This window comes from Roseimarinus sediminis (assembly GCF_050433125.1).
Classification (GTDB): domain Bacteria; phylum Bacteroidota; class Bacteroidia; order Bacteroidales; family Prolixibacteraceae; genus Roseimarinus; species Roseimarinus sediminis.
In genome coordinates this window covers 1-24,662 of record NZ_JBNPXV010000017.1, presented here as the reverse complement: position 1 = coordinate 24,662, position 24,662 = coordinate 1, and the positions used below count along the sequence as shown (strand labels likewise).

The following is a 24,662-nucleotide window of genomic DNA, read 5'->3' as shown; positions in this document are numbered from 1 at the left end:
TCCGCAGCAACCAGCAACCAGCAACCGTTTCCTAGTGTGTTCTATTGTTTCTATTGTGGTTTTTTTTTGAGTGCCTGAGTAAGCATTTAGATTTTGTAGGTGTTCCCTTTGATAAGGTTAATAAGGTTTGGTAAAACGCTTGTTAAGCTGGCTACTAAGGTTTAAAATACAGGAATAAGGTTTTTGAAAAATATGCCGTAAGTGGAAAAGTCATTGGTCAATAAAGATAAAGGCCTTGCTACGATTTTGGCTGATTAAATAAGAAAACCATTGCGATAAGTTAATCACTCCCACTCATGGTGTCGCTCTTGGCAACGCCGTGAAGCATAATCTAGTGATCCGCTTAACGTTATTGCATCTGTCTGATTTCAAAAATAATTGTAACTTGCATCAGTAAAATCATTTGGAATGCTGACAATAAAAAAGAAATACCTCACCGACGAAAAAATCGCCCTGTAGCTGTTCAGGTAGATATCGACACTTTCAACAAAATTGAACAGGTTCTCGAAGACTATGCACTTGGACAATTAATAAACGAAAATGATGAAATAGATCGTATTTCACTCAAAGATGCAGAAGTGTATTATAAGCAACTTAAAAAGAAATAGGTTTGAACCTTTTTTTCAATAAAAAATTTCTACATGAGCTAAGTAAGCTACCTAATGATACCCGAAAGCAAATTGAAATTTTGGTCTTTGTAAGTATGAAAAAATACAAAAGCCTCCATGAAATCCCAGATATAAAGAAACTTAAGGGTTATAAAAATTAATACCACATCCGCTTTGGCTCCTATCGACTCGGAATAAGCTATACCAATGATACTGTGACATCTGAAAGGGTATTGCACCGAAAAGATATTTATAGATTCTTCCCCTAAGTCTTTTCTATAAACTATTCTGCTCAGAAAAATTCTTATTTCTATTCCTTATTCTCCTAATTAAGTAATACCTACTGAGCTCTTTCCTATTGTGTTCTATTGTTTCTATTGTGGTTATTTTTTGAGTGCCTAAGTAAGCATTTAGATTTTGCAGGTATTCCCTTTGATAAGGTTAATAAGGTTTGGTAAAATGCTTGTTAAACTGGCTACTAAGGTTTAAAATACAGGAATAAGGTTTTTGAAAAATATGCCGTAAGTGGAAAAGTCATGAAGTCATTGGTCAATTAGGATAAAGACCTTGCTACGATTTTGGCTGATTAAATAAGAAAACCATTGCGATAAGTTAATCACTCCCACTCACGGTGTCGCTTTGAGTGACGCCGTGAATGTCTATACGCCTGATGGAAATTCTCCTTCAAGCTTTCCTCTATTGTGTTCTATTGTTTCTATTGTGGTTTTTTTGAGTGCCTGAGTGCCTGAGTAAGCCGTGGCGAAACAAGTTGGCAGTCCACTCCAGCAACCAGCTTCCGTTTCCTAGTGTGTTCTATTGTTTCTATTGTGGTTTTTTTGAGTGCCTGAGTAAGCCGTGGCGAAACAAGTTGGCAGTCCACTCCAGCAACCAGCAACCAGCTTCCGTTTCCTAGTGTGTTCTATCGTTTTTATTATGGTTTGATCCTGGCCGTTTCTGCATATTAGCGTTAACGATGCTTTGCTCTGCTCATTTTCGTTTACATGCACCATGCCTACGGCATTCTTTTCCATGTCAGCTGTTTTCCTGCGATTAAAATCGCAGGTTACAGTATGAATCATGCCTGACGGCATTAAATTCTAAGTTCCTGATGTCTTGTGTCTGTGTCTTGCGTCTTGATTCCTGATTCCTGCGTTACAACAAAAAGAGGATGCCACCGTAGCAGCATCCTCTAAAAGATTTATTAATGGATTGGGTTTATTTAAGCAGCTTTAATTTGCTTTTTCCTTCGAGCGGATTGCTCACAATCTGGCCATTTTTTACCTCAACCTGTTGCAGTTGATTGTCCGATGGCAGACACAACAGTCCGCTGGCATTGGCACCAAAGCTTTTCAGTTCGAGCTTGCTCCAGTCCATAAATTTGGTCGACTGGGCCAGTCCGATGTGCGGAATGACGGCTCCTTCGCGTACCAGCATCACAATAGGAATGTCGCCGGCTTCGATGTGATTCCATCCGGCTGTATAGCTTTTGCCGGTCTGGTAATCGATCCAGCGGCCTTTGCCCGGCAGGTAAACGTCGCGCGAGCTCACTTCGTCGAAGAGCGGAGCCACGAGGATGTCAGATCCAAAAAGGTAGGCGTCGTCGATGAGCCAGGCTCCCGGATCGTCGGGATACTCAACAAAGAGCGCCCGCATCATGGGCAGTCCGTTTTCGCTCGAATGTTTGGCCTGAGCATAAATGTAAGGCATCAGTTCGTAGCGCAGATTAGTTGCCTCGCGGAAACCGTCAAGAAAAGTCCTGCTGTATTCCCAGGGTTCGGTGGGCGGTGCACCATGACTGCGGGTATGAGAGCTGAGCATGCCAAAAGGTGTCCAGCGGGCATAAAGTTCCTCAGGACAGGCTTGCACAAAGCCGCCAATGTCGTGACTCCAGAAAGTAAAGCCCGAAAGCCCCATCGACAAGCCACCACGCAACGAGGCGGCCATGGCGCTGTTGGTATTGGCCGGATCGCCTCCCCAGTGCAGCGGATAACGCTGACTTCCGGCCCAGGTACTGCGGGCCCAGATGATGCGCTCACCGTTTACCTCCTGGGTAATATCAGAAACGGCTTTGTTGTAACGCAAGGGAAATAAGTTGTGCTCGTAAAAGCCGGTACGTCCGTTGGCATAAATACCACTGAAAGGAGCAGCCTCTCCAAAGTCAACCTTGATGGCACCAACGCCCAGCTTCAGCAGACCGGCAATTTTTTCCTGATACCATTCAACCGTCTTGGGATTCGAAAAATCGAGTACAACATCTTCATAAGGAATGTTGCCCTTGGCATTTTTAACATACAGGCCTTTTTCAACGATTTCGTCGAAGAGTTTGTTTTTGGGCACGAAGTAGGGCAACTGCCACAGGCAGGTCTCAAAGCCATCGCTCTTCAGGTCGGTGATCATTTGGGCCGGGTCGTTAAAACGCGTTTCCGAAAATTTGTAATCACAGCGCCAGTCGGTCTCGAACCAGCCGGTGTCGAAGTGAATCACGTCGGTAGGAATTTTGTTATCGCGCAGTTTCTGTGCCACGTTGCGCCCGTCATCTTCCGAGAAATAGGTGATGCGGCTCATCCAGAAACCAAAGGACCAAAGCGGAGGCATGGCTGCCTTGCCGGTCAGGTCGGTGTACTCGTCGAGCACCTCTTTCGGATCGCCCAAAAAGAAAAACAGATCGAGGGTTTCGTCGCCGATCATCAGCTGCTGTACATTGCTGTAATACTTTCCAAAGTCGCAGGTAATGGGTGTTGAAGTGTGCATGAAGACCCCGTAGCCGTTGCTGCTCATGTAAAACGGGATGGGCTTGTACATGCTTTCGTTCTGAATACCGTTGGCATCGTCGGTAAACACCACGACCCTGGTTCCCCTTTTGTCGAAATTGGTATACGACTCGCCCAGTCCGAAGATTTTCTCGCCCGGCTTAAGTTCCATACTGGCCGAAAAACTGCGTGAATAATCGGCTGCACGGCGCACATAGCCAAAAGGCATCACCGGGGTATAGGTTTTCCCCGAGTTGTCGCTATTATGATTGGTGCTCGTCAGTACTTTTCCTTCGGCATCTTTCAATATAATTTTCCATGGATTTTCGAGCAGGGTAATACTTCCGTAAGCCGAAGCATATTGATGTCCGCCATCGACCTTCGAATAAGCCCACGAAGCATCGGAGGGTGCAGTACCATTGACCAGCATAAGTGATGCTTCGTCGCTACTGAAGTCGGGACCGCTGTTCATGCGCACACGTACAGTGCGTGGCGACACAAAGTCGATGTCGATGGGCAAATTGGGACTTGCCTCGTATTCGATGCCCGGAAATTCGTTGGCCTCCACCGGATTGAGCACAGCCAGCATGTTGTTAAAAGCCTGGCGGGTTACATATTCGTAACGCTTGTATTCTACTGTTCCCGAAGCACTGGCCGGATCGAATTGTTTGAGTTCGTTGGCCAGGTAATAAGTATTGGCAAAACTCGAAAAATCACCACTGATGTCGACCGGTTCGTTCAGTGTTCCCATCTGCTGGATCTGGGCGCCTGCAAAGCTTGTCGCGCAGCCCAGTAAGATGGTTGAAAAGAAGGTTTTAAATTTTCTCATTTTATCTTGTTGTTAGTTGTTGCTGTTTATTCTACAAAACCGGCCAGGGCATATACCAGGGCGGCCTGCCAGTTTATGGCTACTTCGTTGGTGGTATAACTGGCTTCCACATCGGTCCAGTCGGTGGCACTTTGACCTCCTCCAACAAGATAACCGGGCCACGGAGCTTCAATGTTATCGGCTCCCGAACGGCGATCGTGCGGATGCATGGGCGGCTGATGTCCCAGCCCCGTTACAAAGGAACGACCATACACATTGTTTCCGAAAAGATGATGTAGGGCATTGAGGGCAGTAGCCAGGTATTTTTCGTCGGCTTGAAGTTTGTTGGCCACCTGCAGGTTCATTACCTGACGGGCAACCGTTCCGTTGCAGCCCCAGTAGTAGCGGTTTCCCAGCGGACGGCTAAAGAGATCCTCTTCACCTTGTTGAACGATGGTATTGGCAATTTCGATGGCAGCCGAGCTTGCTTTTTCGACCAGTTCACTATCGCGGCCTTCCCGCTCACTAAGCAGGTAGGTAAAAACACCCAGGTTGCTCAAATCGCCCCAGTCCCAGTTTTCATCCACCAGGTTCTTCATTCCGCGCATTTGTTCTTCCAGCTCATCGAGATAGCCTTGTTCGCCTGTGGTTTCCCACAATTCGGCCGCTGCCCACAAACGATCGTCGGCATCGTGACTCTGATAGCCGCCGGTTTTGAAATCGCCCTGTTCGAAGCGCTGGTATTCCGAATGTTCCTTCAGGTACTTGTAGCTAAGCATGGCGGCATCGAGGCAACGCTTTGCATAATCGGCATCGTAAGGTTTGAAATAGCGGGCTGCCTGAGCCATCATGGCAACAAACGAGCCGGTAGCTGCTGAACTCCATTCGGTGAAATAACGGGGTGCTTCATCGTCTTCGGGCATAATGAAGCCAGAAAAGTTGGTGCGTGTCAGTTTGTGTGACACCCTGCCCGACCCGTCGGGATAAGTCATTTTAAGCAACCAGTCGGTTTCCCATTTCAATTCTTTTAAAAAAGAAGGATAGCCCGCTGCTGTTTCCGGCAATTCGAAATCGAAATCGTTCAGTTGCCTGTTAAAATGATCCCAGGCCATGAACAGTACGCCCACGGTTGCTCCTGCATTCACCACATATTTACCATGATCGCCGGCATCGTGCCAGCCACCTGTTCCGTCTTTTATTTTTCCTTTGTCACCCAGGTAATCGAGGTAACCATCGTTGGTATGACAAACTTCGTGACGGTAGGTGATGCCATTGTGTTCGCCTTCTACGGCTGTTCCGCAACGCCAGAGATAAAAGGCCCGCATCGATGTTTTCAAGGCTGGCTCATAGACATCCGAAGCAATGCTGAATGCCGGTGAAAGCAGCTTTTTATCAACACGCAACTGATAGTTTCCAGGCGTCTTGAAAGCCGATAAATCGGCCAGCCACAGGTCTGTTTTTACGTCATCCTGGTGTTGAGGACCTTTAAATTGCCCTTCAAAAACCACCGTTTGCGACTTCGCGTCGACTAACTCAAAAGTTGCAGCAGGAAATGAAACACCGGCTGTTTTCACAGCTTCGGGAAGATAGCCCAGCGAATTAAAGTGAAAGTTCTGGGCGCTGCCCGACAGGTGAGCCAAAAGCAGCATCACCAGGAGTGAAAGGATTAAGTTATTTTTCATTCGTTCATTTTATTTTCCAAACTAAATCAAGGCACTCACCTTTTACATTAAAAAGAACCAGGCCCTGCTTATTCTATTGGATTGGTTTATAGATTTTAAGTTCAGTAAGAAATATAAGCAAATCTGAACGAAGATAATCATCCCTCTTCGCTCAGATTTCAAAAATCTCTATTTTTTTATCAGGCGCAACATAATTACATCGTGTGATGGTACGACTGCTTTAAAAGATTTGGATGTTTCTCCTTTGTTTTCGTGTGCCCACACATCCCTGATTTTGTAAACGGTGGAAGAAAAACTGGCTGAACGTTGGGCAAAATCATCTACAATTTCCATTTCACTCCACTTATAATCAATGGTTTTATCCACAGCATCGCGATTCAGAAAACAAACAGCCCAATCGCCGTTTTCGAGTGGTTTGTACCACACCTCGAGGCTGTCGGCCTTTGAATGCCTGAAACCCTGAATGCCCAGTTTGTCCTGATTGATGGCGATTGCTTCGTCGTTGGTCAGAATTTCGATGGTTTCGTTGGTAGCATTTTGAATATCGGTACCGGCAATCAGCGGCGCGGTAATCATACACCACATTGAAAAATGGGCACGGTCTTCATTAACGCTCATGGCATTTCCCACTTCCATCATGTCGGGGTCGTTCCAGTGCCCCGGGCCGGCATATTCCCTGAGACCGTCCTGCATGTCGAGGATGTTCAGTATGCCCCACGACGACCAGGTCCCATGATCGAGTTCGCCGTAAAAATCATCGAAAATATCGCCGGTAGTACGCCACATGTGTCCAACATCTTTGGCCCATAGCCAGGGTTTGTTGTCGCCCCATTCACAAATGCTGAAAAGAATTGGCCTGCCGGCAGCAGCCAGTGCATCACGCATGGTAAGGTAAGCCCCCTCGGCTGCCAGTCCTTCGGTGTTGCACCAGTCGTATTTCAGATAGTCGACGCCCCATTCGGCATATTTCATGGCATCCTGAAATTCATAGCCACGGCTTCCGGGCCGACCACCACAGGTTTCCCAGCCGGCATCGGAATAGATGCCAAATTTCAGGCCCAGGGAATGCACATAGTCGGCGAGTGCCTTGATTCCTGAAGGAAATTTTTCAGGATCGGAAGTTATAAAGCCCAGGCTGTCGCGCTCGCCATGCCAGCAATCGTCGATTACCACATATTCGTATCCGGCATCTTTCAATCCGCGATCGACCATGGCACGTGCCACTTCTTTTACCAGATCTTCAGTAATATCACAGGCATAAATGTTCCAGCTGTTCCAGCCCATGGGCGGAGTTTGTGCCAACTCGGGTGCTTTTTGTGCCTGTGCACTGATTAAGAGACCTGCTGCCAGCAGGGTCATCATCCACTTCTTCATAAGATCTTTTTTTTTTATTAGCTATTGTTGATTAAAATAAATGTTACCACTGATCGGTGCGAAATGGTTCGGCCGGAAGCCCATGCGCATTGTAAAGGTTGACCTTGCCCGGATTATCGGCCCAAAGGAAGCGAACGGCCACGATATCAATGTCGCTGTCGCTATATACCTCAACCTGTGTATCATTGATCAGGCGGGCTTTGGCAAAGACAAATTTCTGATCGTTCCCTGCCACAGCAAAACCATTGATGTAACCGTATTTATTTCGTACCTGCAAGTCGCTGCCCTGCGTATCGAAGGTAATCACCGCACTTTTGCCCTTCATTTTCACCTTGCTGAAACGGGGACCATTGTTCACCAGGTCGAAACCGTAGTCGAGTTTCAGTGCATCGAGCGCCAGGCGTTGCCCCACATCGTATTTGTTTCGGGGATGAATGTCGCCGGCTTCGCCAATGTCGATAATACAGGCCATTTCGACCATCGGATCGGTCGCCACGCGGGTCTGAGCTTCACGCACAACAGGCCAGATGTCATTTTGAGGCACTTCGCTTTCGGCTCTGAAATTGGCCAGTTGAACCATGTAAAACGAAAGCTTGTCGTTGTTCCATTGTTTACGCCAGTCGGCAATCAGCAAACGCATCTGCTCTTCATAACGCTTGGCCTGATACAGCGCATCGGCATTCGATTCTCCCTGGTACCAGATGGCTCCCTTTATCGCATGTTTAAGTAAAGGATGTATCATACCATTGTACAAAAGCGTTGGAAACTGATTGGGCATAAGCACCATGCTGCCCGGAGCATTCAGACTTCGCGGTGTAGGTGTTTCATCGGCATGTAGCTTCCATTCGCCCGACAGTGGAACAGTGAGCACTCCGTCGCTAAGGTACATCTCATCGGCTTTACCATGAAAACCTCCACCACCTGAGTAATCTTCCACCCTTACAAGCAACTGATTGCTTCCCACTTTAAGGACTCCACCCGGAATTTTATAGCTGCGTAATTCATTGTACTGATTGTAGGTATCGCCCACGCGCCGGCCATTCAGCCAGGTAATGTCGGTATCGTCGATACGTGCCAGCGATAAGGTGGCCTTGTTCAGATTGAAGCCTACGGGAAGCTCAAAGGATTTGCGGTACCACATGATGCCGTCGAAGGTTTGAAACTCGGGCCAATGTTCCCATACCATGGGTTGTTCGTAGCTTTTCCAGTCACGATCGTTGAAATCGGCCGAAAGAAAAGGATGACTAAAAGAAGGACTGTTCACTTCGTTCAGTTTTGCCTTGTATGTTTCATAAATGGCTTTCTGTTCACGGGCCATGGCTTCGATATCGAGTCCCTTCAGTTTTTCAAGCCAGGATGCCATGAAGTCATCGCCAGCGGCCGTTTCACCACTGATCCAGGTTTCAATAATGGTTCCTCCCCAGTTGGAACTGATTAAACCAATGGGAACACCCGTTTCGAGATGGATTTTCTTCCCAAAATGGTAGCCCACCGCCGAAAAAGCCGCAACGGTTTCGGGAGAGCATACGGCCCACTGTGCCGGGGCTGTATCGTCGGCCGGTAAAGGCGAAGCATTGTTTTCAACCTGAAAAAGCCGAATGTTGGGATGACTGGCGGCAGCAACTTCTTCGGGGCCCTTGATGGTATTGATTAAGGGCCACTCCATGTTCGACTGACCAGAACACACCCACACATCGCCCAGCATGATGTTATCAAGTTGAATTTTATTTTTACCGCTGATGGTCATGGTATAAGGACCACCGGCATCGCCGGTACTCAGCTTCACCTCCCAGCGCCCATCCTTTGCAGTACGGGTTTTTAAGGTCTGTTCTCCAAAACTTACTGTAATTTTTTCACGGGGATCGGCCCAGCCCCACACCCTGGTTTCGCTGTTGCGTTGCATCACCATGTTGGAACTTATGAGCTGGGGCAGGCGAATTTCAGCCTTTGCCATTGTGAACGAAAGCAGCAGAGCGGCAAATGCCAGCAGCGTGCGATATTTTTTTATTGTTCCCATTATTTTGAAAGTTTATTTGCTTGCTCATTCAGGAGGAACAAAAATGCAAAAGTGGCTACAGCAGTTACCACGATAAACGTTTCAAAAAGGGTCATAATTGCAGGGGCAATTATTGCAAAGTGAGGGTTAAATCTATAGGAATGGCTACAATGGAAAACAAATCAACAATGAACCATTAAAAAAGAAGCATGCAGGGAAAAATTAACAGTGATTCGACAGCCAATGCAGGATTTTCATCTCGATGGGTTGGTATCAACTATTCCATAAAAGGAAATGACCTGTCGCTTGTTGCTATTGACCGAAAGCGTGGAATAACCTGTTTTACCTATTGAAAGGTTAAATTGATAGCTATCGTATTCATCACTGGCTTTAAAACGTACCTTAAAACCTTTATCGCTTTCCTCTTTTTGATAGTCTTCAGCAAGAGCAGTCAGCTTTATACCTCCGTCGGTCGATCCGTAATCGGCTTGATAGGCACGCCCGTAATAAGGCAGGTAAACGAACACCGAATCACCGGCAATTCTCACATCGTATTCCGAGGTAAGCTGTATGGTCGACCACCCCATGGGATGGGCACTTTGAGCCACAAAAGTATATGCCCTGGCATTCAGCAAAGAATCGACCCTGCTCATTTGAAGCAACTCAGCGGCCTGCCTTTCAGCCTTTGTTTTTCCAGTGAAAACAGCACACGAACTTAAGGCCAGCATCAGTACAAGCATCCCCAATTTGACATAACTTTTCATAGACTCCTCCTTTGATTAAGTGAGCTTAAATTACAAAACAAAAGCGGGCAAAGGCAAATAAAAACGCTGTTAATTTGCTTTATTTCAATGTTTTTAACAAATCAGGAATGAAAAGAGTCAATGAGTCAGAAAGTCATTGGTCATTAAGTAAATGGCCATTGAGTAATTGATTCATTGATCATTAAGCCCTTAGCCTGGAAGCTTAAAAAGTAAAGGCACAAATAGACGAATATACGAGTACACGACTACACGAAACGGGATCTGGAAAAAATTCACACTTCATCTTTTAACTAAAGTCTATTCTCTAATATCTTTTCCCGGCGCAGCTTTCGGGAACACACCATACATCAGCCAATAGTCGAGGCTGTCACTTGGTGAGCAAGTAATTCACCATTCATAATTAACAATTCACAATTTAATCGACATCCATGCTCCTTGCCCTCACACCAGCATCGGGTCGTAACCAAAGCGCTGGTTACAGTCGAGGGCATCGATGGCCGCCATGTCGTCGGCACTCAGTTCGAAGTTAAAAATATCGGCATTGCTCTCAATACGTGCCTGGTTCACCGATTTGGGAATGGTAATCACGCCCCTTTGCAAATCCCAGCGCAACACAATTTGTGCCTGGTTCTTTCTGTATTTCTTGCTTAATTTTTTCAGCAGGGGAACTTCAAAAACCCGACCTTGCATTATCGGGCTCCATGCCTGGTAAACAATGTTGTTTCTTTCGCATTCATCGATCAGTTCCTGCTGGATCAGATAAGGATGAAATTCCATTTGATTCACCATGGGCATTACTTCCACTTCGGGAAGCAACTGCTCGAGATGTACATTTAAAAAATTGCTGATGCCAATGGCCTTCACCCGGCCTTCTTTATAGATTTTCTCAAGCGCTTTCCAGGTTTCTTTAAATTTCCCGGTCACCGGCCAATGCACCAGATACAGATCATAATAGTCGGTTCCCATTTGCTGAAGGCTTTTATCATACGCTTTCAGGGTGCTTTCAAAACCCTGATCATCGTTCCAAACCTTTGTGGTGATAAACAGCGCTTCACGCGCAATACCATGCTCCCTGATTGCCTGTCCTATTCCTTCTTCATTTTGATAAAACGAAGCAGTATCGATCATGCGATAACCCGCATCGAGTGCATAGTGCACCGCATTCATTACTTCGCGACCATTGGCCGACTGATAAGTTCCCAGTCCGAAATAAGGCATTTCAAGCCCGTTATTGAGGGTAAATGTTCCGTTAATATCTGTAATCATTCTTGTATTTTTTTATAAGAGCCCTAAAGATAGCAGCTTTTTATGAAAGCAGAAACCGGCACCGTCTTCCTTCACTTCTCCTCCTGTTTCCTTTTTGTGCCGGATAAAAACAACCAAGCGTTGTGCTTTTTTAGACTGGTTATATATTGAGCCCAAAGATCATTTTTGAACGCTTGTTCAAATGATTGAACGATTGAGATTTACTAAATTGTAAGACAAAACAACTTATTGCAATACTTTTCAGTTACTTACAAACATGTCGATATTTATATATTTTTGAAACGAATTGAACATTTGATTTTAAAATTTGGAATTTAACTAAAGCCCGATCGAAATGAAGCGATCAATTTTTATCTTAATTGGAGCCGTTGTGCTTGCACTGGTATTAACCAATGTGCTGCACAAAGAAATTTATTTCAACCTGAAACTGGAGGAATTAAAAACCAAGTATGCCATAGAGCCGGTCCCTTCGGTCGATCACAGGAAATTTGAAATACTGCAACAGGAATTTGAATCTCCGCAGGATGTGACCGAAGCCTGTATCAGTTGCCATACCGAAAGGCATAAAGAGATCATGAACTCGGCACACTGGAACTGGGAGCGGGTATCGTACATCGAAGGCCGGGGTGTAGAAGCAGCCGGAAAGCGAAATGTTGTCAACAACTTCTGCATTGGTGCCCAAACCAACGAACAAAGTTGCGCCAAATGCCATATTGGATACGGGATGACCAACGATCATTACGATTTCAATAATGCACGGAATGTCGACTGCATGGTTTGCCACGACAATAGTGAAGAATATCACAAGGGAGTTTCGATGGCTGGTTATCCCGACCGCTCGGTGAATTTGAGCAAGGTCGCCCAGAGTGTGGGCCAGCCTAAAAAGAACAACTGTGGAAGTTGTCATTTCAATGGAGGTGGCGGCAACAATGTAAAGCATGGAGATCTGGAACAGGCCCTTTTGGGATGTTCGCGTGAGGTGGACGTACACATGGGGGCCAATGGTATGGACATGAGCTGTACAGAATGCCATACTGCCGAGAACCATCAGCTACTGGGCCGCCTGTACTCGGTATCGTCTGAAAACACGCAAAGAGCCACCTGCGAACAATGTCACACCAATACTCCCCATTTCGACCCCATCATTAACCGTCACAATGCCAAAGTTTCGTGCCAGGCTTGTCATATTCCCGAATATGCCAAGGTAAATGCCACCAAGATGGAATGGAAATGGTCGGATGCCGGAAAACTGGAAGAAGGTGCCCCCTTTCACACCGAAGACGAAATGGGCAATCATGATTACCTCTCGATCAAGGGATCGTTTAAATGGGAAAAGAATGTTCAACCCGATTACATGTGGTTTAACGGAACAGCCGACCATTACATTCTGGGCGACACCATTAAATCAAACCCGGTAATTATCAATCCCTTGTTTGGCTCTCACGATGATGGAGAATCGAAAATTATTCCGGTTAAGATTCACCGGGGTGATCAAATCTACGACAAGGTACACAACATACTGATTCAGCCCCGACTTTGGGCAGCCGAAAAGGGTGACAGCGCCTTCTGGATGGACTTCGACTGGGACAAGGCAGCCGAAGCCGGCATGAAACAAATTGGTTTGCCCTACAGTGGTGAATATGGTTTTATCGAAACCGAAATGTACTGGCCGGTCAACCACATGGTGGCACCCAAAGATCAGTCAGTGAGCTGTGCCGAATGCCATACCCGCAGTGATGAAGGCCGATTGGCCAAACTGGGTGGTTTTTATCTTCCGGGTCGCGATTTCAACAAGCCGCTCGACATCGGTGGCCTCCTTCTCTTCTTCGGTTCACTGGCTGCAGTAATGATCCATGCAGCCATCAGAATCATCGTTTCGATCAGAAACAAAAAATATGAAATGAAAATCATCGATTACCAATCGGACAATGACTTGTTAAAACTATAAATAATGAAGAAAATATACATCTACCAACGTTTTGAACGTTTCTGGCACTGGAGCCAGGCAGCACTAATCATTTTTCTTGCGCTTACCGGATTCGAAGTGCATGGTTCATTTACCATTCTTGGGTTTGAACAGGCTGCCCGCTTTCACCGCACTGCTTCGTGGCTGCTCATTGTACTGATCATTTTCGCCATCTTCTGGCATTTTGCAACCGGAGAATGGAAACAATACCTTCCTACTACCAAAAAGCTGAAAGAACAGATCCTGTATTATTCCTTCGGCATGTTCACCGGAGCACCTCATCCCACTAAAAAGAGTGAACTCAGCAAGATGAATCCCTTACAAAGGCTGGTCTATCTTGGCTTTAAACTGGTATTGGTTCCCATGACCATTATTTCGGGAATCTTTTACATGCTGCATAAAACCATCGACCAGAACAACATTGTGATCGTTGAAGATATTTCGCTTCAAAGCATTGCCTTTTGGCATACCCTGGGTGCTTTTCTGCTCATGATTTTTTTGGTGGTTCATGTATACATGACTACCACCGGGCATACCCCCACCTCGAACATCAGGGCCATGATCACCGGTTATGAAGAGGTGGAAGACGATGAAGATGATGAACAGGAACAAAATGAACAGGAAACAATCAAAAACAGCAAGTCATGAAAACACGCCCCTACATGAATCCTTACCTGGCCGGTTTCTTACTGGGTTTGCTTTTACTGGCCACCATTTACATCACAGGCCGCGGTCTGGGAGCCAGTGGAGCCTTTAAAAGTCTGGTGATATCCATTGTAAATGGAATTGCCCCTCAACATGCTGCCAACACTGAATACTATCAGCAATTTGCAGCCGCCAACCCAAGCGGCCCCTTACACAACTGGCTTGTATTCGAAGTGATTGGCGTGGTAATCGGGGCCTTCTTTTCGGGAGTAATGGCCAACCGCGTCGGACTTAAATTCGAAAAAGGTCCTCGCTCCAGCAATCTGGCCCGCATTATAGGAGCCATCATCGGAGGCTTCCTTTTTGGTTACGGTTCACAACTTGGCCGTGGTTGCACCAGCGGATCGGCCCTGAGCGGAATGGCAGTCATGTCGTTTGGAGGCATCATTACCATGTTTGCCATTTTCGGGTCGGGCTATGCTTTAGCTTACTTTTTCAGAAAACTTTGGATAAAATAAAATACCATGGGACCATTAGTACCATTGATTATATCGAACGAAATGAACCTGATCATCGCCTTGCTCATTGGCATCGGGTTTGGATTTCTGCTTGAGCAGGCCGGTTTTTCATCGACAAAAAAACTGGTTGGACTCTTTTACGGATACGATTTTACCGTTTTGCGGGTGTTTTTCACTGCCGGCGTGACTGCCATGCTGGGTGTGCTCGTACTTGGACACTATGACCTGCTCGATCTTGAGCTGATTTATGTCAATCCTACCTTTCTCCGATCGGCTCTCACGGGAGGCGTGATTATGGGTGCCGGCTTCATCATTGGTGGTTTTTGCCCCGGTACCAGCGTTTGCGCTTTATCTATCGGCAAAATGGATGCCATGCTCTTTGTAGTTGGGTCAATTTTTGGCGTTTTTGCCTTTGTCGAAACTTTTCCAATGATCGAAAACTTCTATCTGGCCGATGCCATGGGACCTGTCAGAATGAATGAGCAACTTGGCATGTCGATGGAAGTATTTGCCCTGGTGTTATCGCTGGTGGCCATCGCGGCCTTTTATCTCACCTGGCAGATCGAAAAACGCGTCAGAGGAAAACAACAACTGCCCACTCCTAAAATCTGGGTTTCACGCTATGCCATTGCTTCGCTGGCACCTTTTATTGCGGTCGCACTTTTGTTCCTTCTTCCTTCACGACAGGAAATCATTGCCGAACGAATTGCAGAGGCTAAAAGACAGCAAAAATGTGTTTTCCATGAAATTAACGCCGACAAGCTGGCCCACGAAATCGTAAATCACTATTACGAATTAAACATCATCGACGTACGCTCGCCCGAAGAATTTGCAAGCTACCATCTTCCAATGGCCATCAACATTCCTTTTGATGAAATCACCGAAAGAAAATGGGAAAGCATCTTCAGACAAAAAATGAAAACCAACGTATTCTATGCCGAAAACGACACCCTTGTAAAAATGGCCTGTTTAAAGGCAAAGTATGTCGGCAATTCGAAAAACCTGGTACTGAAAGAAAGTGCCACCCAATTTAAAAACATGTTCGAGACCATCGAACAACCCGACATGGCCACCGCAAGCAAAAGAGAGATCAATATTTATAACTTCCGATCGAAGGCCAACCGTGAAATGCAGGAGCTCACCGAAACCCTTAAAAACATTGGCAAGCCGGTTACCAAGGAAGTAAAAGTGGCTGCGGGGGGATGCTAGATAAAATTTGATAAACATAGAAATCAGAATAAGAGGCAGCAGTTTTGGACTTGCGGCCTCTTATATTATGCAGTCCCTTCTATTCAAAATAATTGCAATGAAGAAGTTCATTTTTTCGCAATGAGGTCATCATGCGATTATTCGTAATGAGGGGAGGGGCTGGTTGGCCAATAATGGTAAAACCATCACCTTATTTGATGTTGAATTATGCCTTATTCATCGAAGGAAGCTGCCTCATCAACGAGTTCCAAAAATTCGCTTTTAAACCCGTAGGGGTCATCGCCCAGTGCGCCTGCTCCCCACTTACTAACATCTTCATAGTTGAGTGTACCCTTGAATTCCGACTTTTTAATCAGCAGTCCAAAGCCTGTTATCGCAGTTCCAAAGCGCATGTTTTTGCTTGCACCAGAAAATGCGACCACTTCTGACACTGCATCGTGTTCAATCAGCCTGCTTTCGCTTTGTCCGGGCTTTTTGTACCTGAACTGCAAAGAACAAAATGCCCCTTGGGGATTTTCGACAGGCACCAGTTCATAAAAAGCCGTAATGGTTTGTCCTGCACCAATTTCACCGGCATCGACGCTGTCGTTTTCAAAATCTTCGTTTTCGAGCACGCGGTTTTCATAACCGATCAGCCTGAATGAATCGACACTGTTTTCGTTAAATCCTATCTGGATTTTGCAATCCTGGGCAACCGTGTAGAATTTCTGTTTTTCGTAAATAAAAACCTTCTTCAGCTGCTCAATAGTATCAATGTACTCGTAATTTCCATTGCCGTTGTTGGCCAATTGTTCCATCATCGAATCGTTCAGGTTCCCCTGCCCTACACCAAGTACCGTCAGGTAAATTCCTGATTCACGCTTCTTTTCGATCATTTCAACCAACTCTTCGCTTGTCGAAGGGCCCACATTAAAATCGCCGTCGGAACCCACAATTACCCGGTTGTTTCCACCGGCAATAAAGTTTTCTTCTGCTATTTTATAAGCGGTTTCAATCCCCTTGGCACCGGCAGTACTTCCACCCGATCCCAGCTTCTTTATTGCTTTTTTAATCTTTGATTTTTCATCGCAATAGGTCGATTCCAGCACCACTTCATCAGAACTGGCATAGGTCACAATGGCGATGCGGTCGGTGCCGTCCATTTCATCAACCAGCATTTCGAAGCCGCTTTTCAGCAACTCCAGTTTATCGGGGCTCGACATGGATCCAGAAACATCGATCAGGAAAACAAAGTTTGAAGGCCCTATTTCCGATTCAGCCAATGACTTTCCCTTCAAACCTATTCTCAACAAATAATGGCCGCTATTCCAGGGACAAACAGTAGCTTCGGTATTGATTGAAACATGCTCGTCATGCGGATCGGGATAATCGAAAGTAAAATAATTAATGAACTCTTCCACACGAACCGATGCAACCGGTGGCAATTGTCCCAAAGAGAGGAAACGGCGTGCATTGGAATACGAAGCACCATCGGCATCGATACCAAAAGTCGATTCAGCCTGTTCGCTAACTTTAATAAAAGGGTTCTCACCATAATCGGTATATTTTTCAGAAGGTGCGTCTTCCATCACACCATTAAATTTATTATAACTATCAAGGTTTTCACTGTAATAGTCATTTTCACACGAAAACAGGAACAAGGAAAAAACGAAAACCGGGAGGAGCATTTTTTTCTTCATGACATGAGTTTCTTTTATGATTTGAATGCTTTTAGGATCGTTTTTCGTTTAAAAAGGTTGCTTATATAATAAAAAAAAGGGGACATCTGTCCCCTTTTCCATCATCTGATTTCTGATCGGTATATGAATACCGGGTTCTACTAAAAATCGCCTTCGCCTCCAACATCCATCATGCCGCCTTCGCCACCTCCATTGGTAGCACCGTTCTTCTGACGGTAATTATTGATCTTATAGGCCAGGGTAAAAGAAAATACCGGTGATTTCATGTCGAAATTCCTTTTGGAATAAAAACCAGGTCCGGTAGATTCAAAGCCAAATTTGGCGGTATTAAACACATCGCGCACCCCGGCTGTAAGTGTCAGCTTCTTGTCGAGCAAATCCTGACGAACAGCCAGATTGGTGAACATAAATCCTTCGCGGCTTCCCTGCGCTGTGGTCGATGGACTGTGGTACATTCCGTCGAACTGCAAGCGTGTGTTTTTTGCAATGGTAAAGGTATTGCTGAAGCGGGCATGCCAGTTATTGCTTTGCTGGTCGATGCTGCTTCCGTCGATCTCGCCTTCCACACGGTAATAATACGCGTTCCCCATCAGGTTGATCATCCACCAGCTGGCAGGCCGCATGTTGAGCATAAACTCCAGGCCGGTTGAATAATCTGCTCCTATGTTATCAACCGTCTGCAACATCACATTGTCACTGTACACACTGCGAATACGTTCAATTTTGTTGTTGGTTTTGCGGTGATACAATTCGGCTGAGAAGAATCCCTGTCCTATTTGCTTCTGATAGCCAATCTCGTACGAATCGATGTACTCCGGCTCAATATCGGGGTTACCCATGCGCACATTGTAAGCGTCTTCATAGGTAATAAATGGTTCAAGATAATAACCTCTGGGGCGCTCTATCCTGCGGGTATAACTGGTAATCAGCTGCTGTTCGAGTGGCAGCTGAAATGAAAAGTGTACCGTTGGGAAAAAATCAAGCCGATTGATGGTGTGTTCCTTGTCATCGTAGCTCATGCTGCGGTCGGTATATTCGGCGCGTAAACCTAACTGATAGCCCATTATGTTACCCGAATTGCTGAAAATAGAGTAAGCCGAATGAATGTCGCGGTCGAAATAAGTGTCGGTATAATAAGCCGATGATTCTGACGGTTCATAGTCATCAAAAGTGGTGTACCAATGTACATCGTTCCATTCATTCTCACGGTCGGCACGCAGCTGATAACCCGCTTCGAACTTCATCTTTTCGTTAAAGGGATGGATGTAATCGGTCTGAAAGCGAAACTGGTTTTCACCGCCGGCTTCCCAGTTTTTGATGCCTTCGAGCAGTGCATCGCTTCCATCGTATTGATGATAAAGTGAACTGCTGAATCCGCTTTCATTTTCGTAATAGAAATAGGCGGTCAGCTCCTGACCATCGCGGTCGAAGGTCTTTTTGTAATCGAGACTGAGCGAAACACCGGTCTGATCACCATCGTCGATGTTTTCGGTAAGCGAGTAGCGGTCGAAACCCGAAGTGGTATATTCGTGAAAATTGGAGATGCTCTCACTAAAACGTTTGCGCCCGTCGACTCCCACATTGAAGGTGAGCGTATTCTGTTCATTCATGTAATAATCGAAACCTGTTTTCACCGACCAGGCATCGCGACCCCGTTTGCCCGTTCCATCCGATTCGGTGCTACTGGTATCGGCATCGGACCAGGTACGGTTGATGCTTGAAAATTCGCCCTGGCGCTGACGTTTCGACAGGTCGCCGTTAACGAAAAAATTAAACTTTTCGATGCGGTAATTCAGCAAAACATCGCCCGACAAGGAACCGTTGGAATCGCCCGAGGCATTAACGATTCCACTTACACCAATGAGTTTGCTTTTCTTGGTGTTGATGTTGATGATACCCGCATTCCCGTCGGGGTCGTATTTGGCCGAAGGGTTGGTAATAATTTCGATATTATGAATGCTGCTGGCAGGAATCTGATCGAGCGCATCGGCAGCATCGAAGGGAGTTGGACGTCCGTCGATCAATACCGTAAAACTGGAGCTTCCGCGCATGGTCACGTTGCCTTCAATGTCGACCACCACCGAGGGGGTATTGGCCAGTACATCGGTAGCGGTGCCATTGGCCGCTGTGGGGAACTGACTCGGATCGACCACTTTCTTGTCAATCTGATAGGCAATGGGATTTTCCTGTGCCACCACATTTACTTCGGCCAGGTTTTCGGAAGCCGGGTGCAATTCAATGGTACCCAAATCGACTTTCATCTGCTTGTTTGCGATGGTAATATTACTGAGTTTGGTGTGCTCAAAACCGATGAACTTGGCATCGAGCAAATAGTTACCGGGCTCCAGGTCGCTAATCATAAAGCGCCCGGCCGCATCGGCAATTCCACCTCCGGCTAAACTACTGTCGGGCAAAGTATAAATTGCGATATTGGCATATTCGAGGGGCGTACTGCTTCCTGCTTCAATGATTTTTCCACTAATTGAGCCTTTTTTGGCGACTGCCTCCACAGGTTCATCTCCATTCATAAAAGAATCAGCCCACACCGAAACAGTCAATACCATAAGTATTGCTAAGAAACTTATTTTTTGCATAAAATTGAATTATAGAATTTTTCTGATACTAACGAACACTAAGACTCTGCCACTGCCTAATTGTTTAAACACTTTGAATATTTTAACAAAGCTTTAACAAAAATCAACAGTTTTTAAAACGAGGGGGACGAGTCGACTAATGATAATCGAAAAATAGTTCAATCCCAATGGACATCGGGACTTCAATGTAGAGCGGATGCAAGCAAGGCTCAATTGAAAACTAAGCGTTGCAACAGGCATTTATTTTGTTGACCTCTTAATTTTTACAGGATTCTGTCTTGTATCGAAAACGTCTACAATCTCAATTCGAGATTTATTTTCATTTATCCAGTAAATTATTTTGTAGTTTTTAAATATGAGATATCTAAACGATTGAGGTCTTGATTTTAATAATTCCTCTTTTGTCCAATAGTCGGATGTTTCTCCAGTTTTAAAGCTTCCTGTACAATTCCTGAAGCCAATTTCGTTGCGACTCTTAAACTTGCTTCGCCTTTATAAAAATCAAATATTTTTTTCAGCTCGTTTTTTGCAAAATCCGTCCAGAAAATCTTTAGCCCCATTTCGAGATTTCGTCTAGTAAGTCATTAATCTCGGTTATATTATCATTTTCGGAGTCTTTGAGGGACATGTCAATTCTTTTATTGAACTCCTCAATTGACATTGGTGAAAGATCTCTGTCCGAAATGGTACTTTCTTCTTTATTTAAAAGTTTTTCAAATTGACTTACAACCTCCTCATTCTGAATCTTAAGGAATTCTTGTATAAAATTTAATTTTCTAGTCTGTAGGTCCATAGCTTTAAAACTTTCGGATAAAGTTACAAAATCTAATGAATTATCTTTCAAATTTTGATATCACTTCAATTTTGCGCTGTCATGCTTTGAAGCATTGTCTAGTTCAATCCCGATAGCCATCGGGACTTCAATGCAGAGCGTATACAAGCAAGGCACAATTGAAAGCTAAGTGTTGCGTTCTATTTATTGTGCTCAGTTTTTATTTTTATTTTAGTCGGTTTTCGATGTCCATATTTTGATGCAGTATTCTTACGATCTCTATGACATTGTCTTTTGATCTTTTGGCAAAGATTAAGTGATATTTTACTTTTGTCATTCGATAACCATCTCGCACATAGTTTATTTTACGGCCAAGGTCGAAGTTGTTTGCAATAAATTCAATTTCGTCAATTATCAGCTTATGATATCTGTCTGCTTGTTCCTTTGACCAATTTCGAAATGTATAAAGCCAGATTCTTTCCAAATCGTTTATGGCCTTATCACTTATCCGATATTTTGACATCATAAGTATTTACGGTGTAAATCTTGAAGGTGTTTTTGTCCATCAAAGTTTTCATTCATTTGACTATTTTCTCCTTCAATCAAAGCATTTCGTAATTCTTTAAGCTTATTTTCTTCAGACTCTAAAAGGCGTAAAGCTGCACGAACCACCTCACTTACTGAACTATATTTCCCAGATGCAATCGAAGTACTTATAAAATCTTCGAAGTGGTCACCCAATGATATCGATGTATTTTTTCCCATATAAAAATGTTTTCCCAAAATTACCAATTCTTGGTAATCAAAGCAAGCGCTTAAAGGATAAAAGTTGTAAATTACTGTTTATCTGTCACGTAAGGCAGTAGTCTAAATTCCGCACAACGGCAGGCTGTCTAAAAATCCCCCATCACAACTAAAAGTTGGCTGTTTTTTAGCCGTTTTAAGCTGCTCTTACAAAATAGTGATTAATATTTGTTGTTAATCAATTGACTTAAAATGTTCTACTTAAACTCCTTAATGGCTTCTTTTTAATCCAAAATTCAAGGCAAAAAACCTGAATCAACTCAAAAGCTCCAACCCTACTTTAATAGTTCTCTGAATGTTTTAGAGAAATGCTGATATAAACTTCATATCCTTGATAAAAAATATGGGGTTTACCGGATGCTTACCGATAAATCAAACGGGTAAGCACTATAAGCTGAAATAAATCAAAGAACACCGTCTCATTTTATTTTCAAAAAACATAAAAAACCTTCTTTAAGTACATAGCACCGTAGCGGGATGGAGGTAGTTCAATCCGCCAGATGGCGGAAACTCCTCACTGGGCGCTGCGCGCCGCTCATTTTCCTATTTATTGTGGGTAGTTTTTTCATTTATTTTACTCTCAAAATCAGGAACTCTAGCAAAAGCTTGTTTCTTTTTATTAATTTGAATTAATTCCAAATATCCTTGCTGTAATAATTGTTGTAAATCAGTCCTTGCTGTTTGATTTGAGGTACTTAATCGAGTTTCTACTTCTTTAACTGTAATTAGTAAATGAGGTTCATCGTAAAACCATTTTAAGATTTCTGCTTGCCTGCTATTAATAAATTGGATTCTTTGGAAATTTGTTAAATATTTTTTCTCGTCAATTTTCCTTTGAATATACGCTCTCAAAGCGTCGTAAGCTTTGTCCATTGTTTTTAGATTATAATTTATGAAATAAGTTAAGTCATTGTCATCATTTTCCGTATATAAATAAGCATACTCGTATTGATTTTTGCTTTTTACAATAAGTCTTGATATTGACAAGTATTCAGTTAACCAATATCCTTTTGACAGGAGGTACCAATAAAAAAGAGTACGAGCAGTTCTTCCATTACCATCAACAAAAGGATGGATATATCCAATCATAAAATGTAAGATTATTCCCTTAATTACAGGATGAATAAAAAAGTCATGATTATCATTGTTAAAGAAGTCGCATACCTCGTCAATCAAGGCTGGAATTTCTTTGTGGTCTGGTGGAGTATGAACAATTTCACTATCTATATGATTTACGACATAGACATCATTGGTAGTTCTAAATTTTCCCTCATCTTCTTTGTCGTCAAGTGTATTGTTTGATATTAGCTTGTGAATGTTTAATAGTTGCTCCGTTGTAAGAGCCCGTGATTTCCACCCAACAATTGTTTGAATAGTTCTATAATTGTTAAGAATCATTTGCTCTGATTTGCTTCTTGGTTTATCATTCTTTCGAAGCATCTCTTTTGCTTTTTTCCTTGTGGTAACAGCTCCTTCAATTTGCGAAGATGCAATTGCTTCTTCCATGATTGAGCTAATTAGATACTTATCCTTTTCCTGCTCTGGAATCAATTTCTGAGCACCTAGATTTCCTCCTATGTTTAAATCAAATTCATGTAATATTTTTTGAATATAGTCTGTTTGAGAAAATGCGAATTTATATTTCCCAAATTTAAGGTGTTTGTAATCCAGACTCCTGGTTAATTTTATTGCAGTCCACAAATCGATTGATGATAAATCCTCAGATTTTGCCTGATACTTTACTTTATCCCAATAGAGGTATTTGTTATTTATGATTCTAATTTTTTCTCGACATGTTGAGTCTTTAAGCATTGAGAATGCTTTTGAGAAATTCTTCTTAGTTAATTTTGGTGGTAATTCTATCATGACTAAAATCTCCTAATTATTCAATTATTTGGAATTTTTAGTAAAAATATGTTTTGTTTGCTAAATCTCCAAATTTTACAAAGATTAGGAGATTTTATTAAAATTACCGCCAACGGCAGTCTGTCTAAAAACCAACTGCTATCTCTTAAAAAAGGCTGTTTTTTAGCCGTTTTAAGCTGCTCTTACAAAATAGTGATTAATATTTGTTGTTAATCAATTGACTTAAAATGCTCCACTTAAACTCCTTAATGGCTTCTTTTTAATCCAAAATTCAAGGCAAAACCAGGCCCGTTCAATGTATTTTTTGGTGATGAAGTAATTAAAGCCCCATTGCCATTGGACGCAAAAACTGGTTGTTTTGCAAAAACCACGAGTCGGCCGAAAATGCAGCCATTGTATATTCCCTGTTGGGCGGCTGCAAGGCCAGTGGCGTTAACTTCAGGGAATGGATGGTTTACTTCCTTGAAAAGGTACACCACTACGACAACGACTACAGCAAAGACCTGGCAGAACTGCTTCCGCACAACTTTGCTTCAAAAAAACCTGAATAAACTCAAAGAAACTCCAACCTGACTTTAATAGTTCTCTGAATGTTTTAGAGAAACGCTGATATTAACTCCTAATCCTTGCAAAACAATACGGAGTTTACCGGACGCTTACCGATAAATTAAGCGGGTAAGCACTAAAAACTGAAATAAATCAAAGAACACCGTCACCTTATCTTTTCAAAAAACATCAAAAACCTTCTTTAAGTATAGAACACCGTAGCGGAATGGAGGTAGTTCAATCCGCCAGCTGGCGGAAACTCATCGCTGGGCGCTGCGCGCCGCTCATATTCCTATTTATTATAGGGCATTTTATTTACTCTTACTAAAATCGATATAATAAACACCTTTTTCTCCGTCGTATAAATCACATACAATTGAAAAAGTTATTGCTTTCTCATTATGACTCATTCTCCGCCTAAAATAATTAGAGAATTCAACTTGCCATAGGATACTCGATTCTCCAGCCGGAATGTTAAATCCAATAATTTTATAATGTTTGTTGATATAAAGCTCCGTATGGATATAGTCGAAAGAATCATTATTTGTAATTGTAATTTTACCATCATCTAATTTTACCTCGGCATTTAGTAAAACACAATTCTTACCCTCTTTTTGATGAAGTTTTACAGCAACAATCACTGTTATACTTGCAACTACAAAAATCGAAATAAGGAATATAAAAAGGCGTCTATTTTTACTTTCAATCTTCATAATAATATCACTAGTGTCCCATTAAAATTGGGACGTTATTAAAAATTAAACAAATTTGGCTCATTAAGCCTAAAACGTTCTTTGTCATTTTGAAATTTAGTT

19 protein-coding genes and 1 pseudogene are annotated in these 24,662 nt (G+C 43.6%); 6 read left to right on the top strand and 14 right to left on the bottom strand.

The window, feature by feature from the left end:
* Positions 1-356: 356 nt before the first annotated feature.
* Entirely contained in the window at positions 357-608 is a 252-nt protein-coding gene (locus FHS86_RS17145; protein WP_429416742.1) for a hypothetical protein, read from the top strand.
* 1,215 nt (positions 609-1,823) lie between these two features.
* Here FHS86_RS17145 and FHS86_RS17140 read toward each other — a convergent pair.
* The 6 genes from FHS86_RS17140 to FHS86_RS17115 form a co-directional block, all read right to left on the bottom strand.
* The gene (locus FHS86_RS17140; RefSeq protein ID WP_429416608.1) at positions 1,824-4,187 is read right to left on the bottom strand and encodes a glycoside hydrolase family 31 protein; all 2,364 of its coding nucleotides are present in this window, start codon (positions 4,185-4,187) and stop codon (positions 1,824-1,826) included.
* A 26-nt stretch (positions 4,188-4,213) separates the two neighbouring features.
* Positions 4,214-5,848, bottom strand: a complete 1,635-nt coding sequence (locus FHS86_RS17135; protein ID WP_429416605.1) for a glycoside hydrolase family 9 protein — start codon at positions 5,846-5,848, stop codon at positions 4,214-4,216.
* Positions 5,849-6,016: 168 nt separating this feature from the next.
* Positions 6,017-7,222: a glycoside hydrolase family 27 protein gene (locus FHS86_RS17130; protein ID WP_429416602.1), complete on the bottom strand. Its 1,206-nt coding sequence runs from the start codon at positions 7,220-7,222 to the stop codon at positions 6,017-6,019.
* Positions 7,223-7,265: 43 nt separating this feature from the next.
* Entirely contained in the window at positions 7,266-9,239 is a 1,974-nt protein-coding gene (locus tag FHS86_RS17125; protein ID WP_429416599.1) for a sialate O-acetylesterase, read from the bottom strand.
* Positions 9,240-9,472: 233 nt separating this feature from the next.
* Positions 9,473-9,982 (bottom strand): DUF4251 domain-containing protein, encoded by a 510-nt coding sequence (locus FHS86_RS17120; protein ID WP_429416596.1) that lies wholly within the window; start codon positions 9,980-9,982, stop codon positions 9,473-9,475.
* 441 nt (positions 9,983-10,423) lie between these two features.
* Positions 10,424-11,248 (bottom strand): aldo/keto reductase, encoded by an 825-nt coding sequence (locus FHS86_RS17115; RefSeq protein ID WP_429416593.1) that lies wholly within the window; start codon positions 11,246-11,248, stop codon positions 10,424-10,426.
* 334 nt (positions 11,249-11,582) lie between these two features.
* Here FHS86_RS17115 and FHS86_RS17110 point away from each other — a divergent pair, with 334 nt between their 5' ends.
* The 4 genes from FHS86_RS17110 to FHS86_RS17095 are packed head-to-tail and all read left to right on the top strand — an operon-like array spanning position 11,583 to position 15,586.
* Entirely contained in the window at positions 11,583-13,196 is a 1,614-nt protein-coding gene (locus FHS86_RS17110; RefSeq protein ID WP_429416590.1) for a tetrathionate reductase family octaheme c-type cytochrome, read from the top strand.
* Between the two features lie 3 nt (positions 13,197-13,199).
* Positions 13,200-13,862, top strand: coding sequence for a cytochrome b/b6 domain-containing protein (locus tag FHS86_RS17105; RefSeq protein ID WP_429416587.1), 663 nt, complete (start codon positions 13,200-13,202; stop codon positions 13,860-13,862).
* The gene (locus tag FHS86_RS17100; RefSeq protein WP_429416584.1) at positions 13,859-14,377 is read left to right on the top strand and encodes a YeeE/YedE thiosulfate transporter family protein; all 519 of its coding nucleotides are present in this window, start codon (positions 13,859-13,861) and stop codon (positions 14,375-14,377) included. Before FHS86_RS17105 ends, FHS86_RS17100 begins: the two co-directional genes overlap by 4 nt.
* 6 nt (positions 14,378-14,383) lie before the next feature.
* Positions 14,384-15,586: a YeeE/YedE thiosulfate transporter family protein gene (locus FHS86_RS17095; RefSeq protein ID WP_429416581.1), complete on the top strand. Its 1,203-nt coding sequence runs from the start codon at positions 14,384-14,386 to the stop codon at positions 15,584-15,586.
* Positions 15,587-15,798: 212 nt separating this feature from the next.
* Here FHS86_RS17095 and FHS86_RS17090 read toward each other — a convergent pair whose 3' ends face one another.
* The 7 genes from FHS86_RS17090 to FHS86_RS17060 form a co-directional block, all read right to left on the bottom strand.
* Entirely contained in the window at positions 15,799-17,265 is a 1,467-nt protein-coding gene (locus tag FHS86_RS17090; RefSeq protein ID WP_429416578.1) for a vWA domain-containing protein, read from the bottom strand.
* Between the two features lie 140 nt (positions 17,266-17,405).
* The gene (locus FHS86_RS17085; protein WP_429416575.1) at positions 17,406-19,859 is read right to left on the bottom strand and encodes a TonB-dependent receptor; all 2,454 of its coding nucleotides are present in this window, start codon (positions 19,857-19,859) and stop codon (positions 17,406-17,408) included.
* A gap of 386 nt (positions 19,860-20,245) precedes the next feature.
* Positions 20,246-20,419 carry a type II toxin-antitoxin system RelE/ParE family toxin gene (locus FHS86_RS17080; protein WP_429416572.1) on the bottom strand — a complete coding sequence of 58 codons (174 nt, stop codon included), beginning with the start codon at positions 20,417-20,419 and terminating at the stop codon, positions 20,246-20,248.
* The gene (locus tag FHS86_RS17075) at positions 20,410-20,703 is read right to left on the bottom strand and encodes a hypothetical protein (RefSeq protein ID WP_429416570.1); all 294 of its coding nucleotides are present in this window, start codon (positions 20,701-20,703) and stop codon (positions 20,410-20,412) included. Before FHS86_RS17075 ends, FHS86_RS17080 begins: the two co-directional genes overlap by 10 nt.
* A gap of 154 nt (positions 20,704-20,857) precedes the next feature.
* Positions 20,858-21,154, bottom strand: a complete 297-nt coding sequence (locus tag FHS86_RS17070; RefSeq protein WP_429416739.1) for a type II toxin-antitoxin system RelE/ParE family toxin — start codon at positions 21,152-21,154, stop codon at positions 20,858-20,860.
* Complete coding sequence (locus FHS86_RS17065; RefSeq protein ID WP_429416567.1) at positions 21,154-21,396, bottom strand: type II toxin-antitoxin system ParD family antitoxin; 243 nt, start codon at positions 21,394-21,396, stop codon at positions 21,154-21,156. Before FHS86_RS17065 ends, FHS86_RS17070 begins: the two co-directional genes overlap by 1 nt.
* Positions 21,397-21,978: 582 nt before the next feature.
* A complete protein-coding gene (locus FHS86_RS17060) occupies positions 21,979-23,301 on the bottom strand; it encodes a Fic family protein (RefSeq protein ID WP_429416564.1) in 1,323 nt (440 codons plus the stop codon).
* A 326-nt stretch (positions 23,302-23,627) separates the two neighbouring features.
* On the opposite strand from FHS86_RS17060, the pseudogene FHS86_RS17055 reads away from it, so the two are divergent.
* Positions 23,628-23,852: pseudogene (locus FHS86_RS17055) on the top strand (IS66-like element ISPba3 family transposase); the annotation flags it as partial.
* Between the two features lie 306 nt (positions 23,853-24,158).
* Here FHS86_RS17055 and FHS86_RS17050 read toward each other — a convergent pair.
* Positions 24,159-24,560 (bottom strand): hypothetical protein, encoded by a 402-nt coding sequence (locus FHS86_RS17050; RefSeq protein ID WP_429416561.1) that lies wholly within the window; start codon positions 24,558-24,560, stop codon positions 24,159-24,161.
* Positions 24,561-24,662 lie beyond the last annotated feature (102 nt).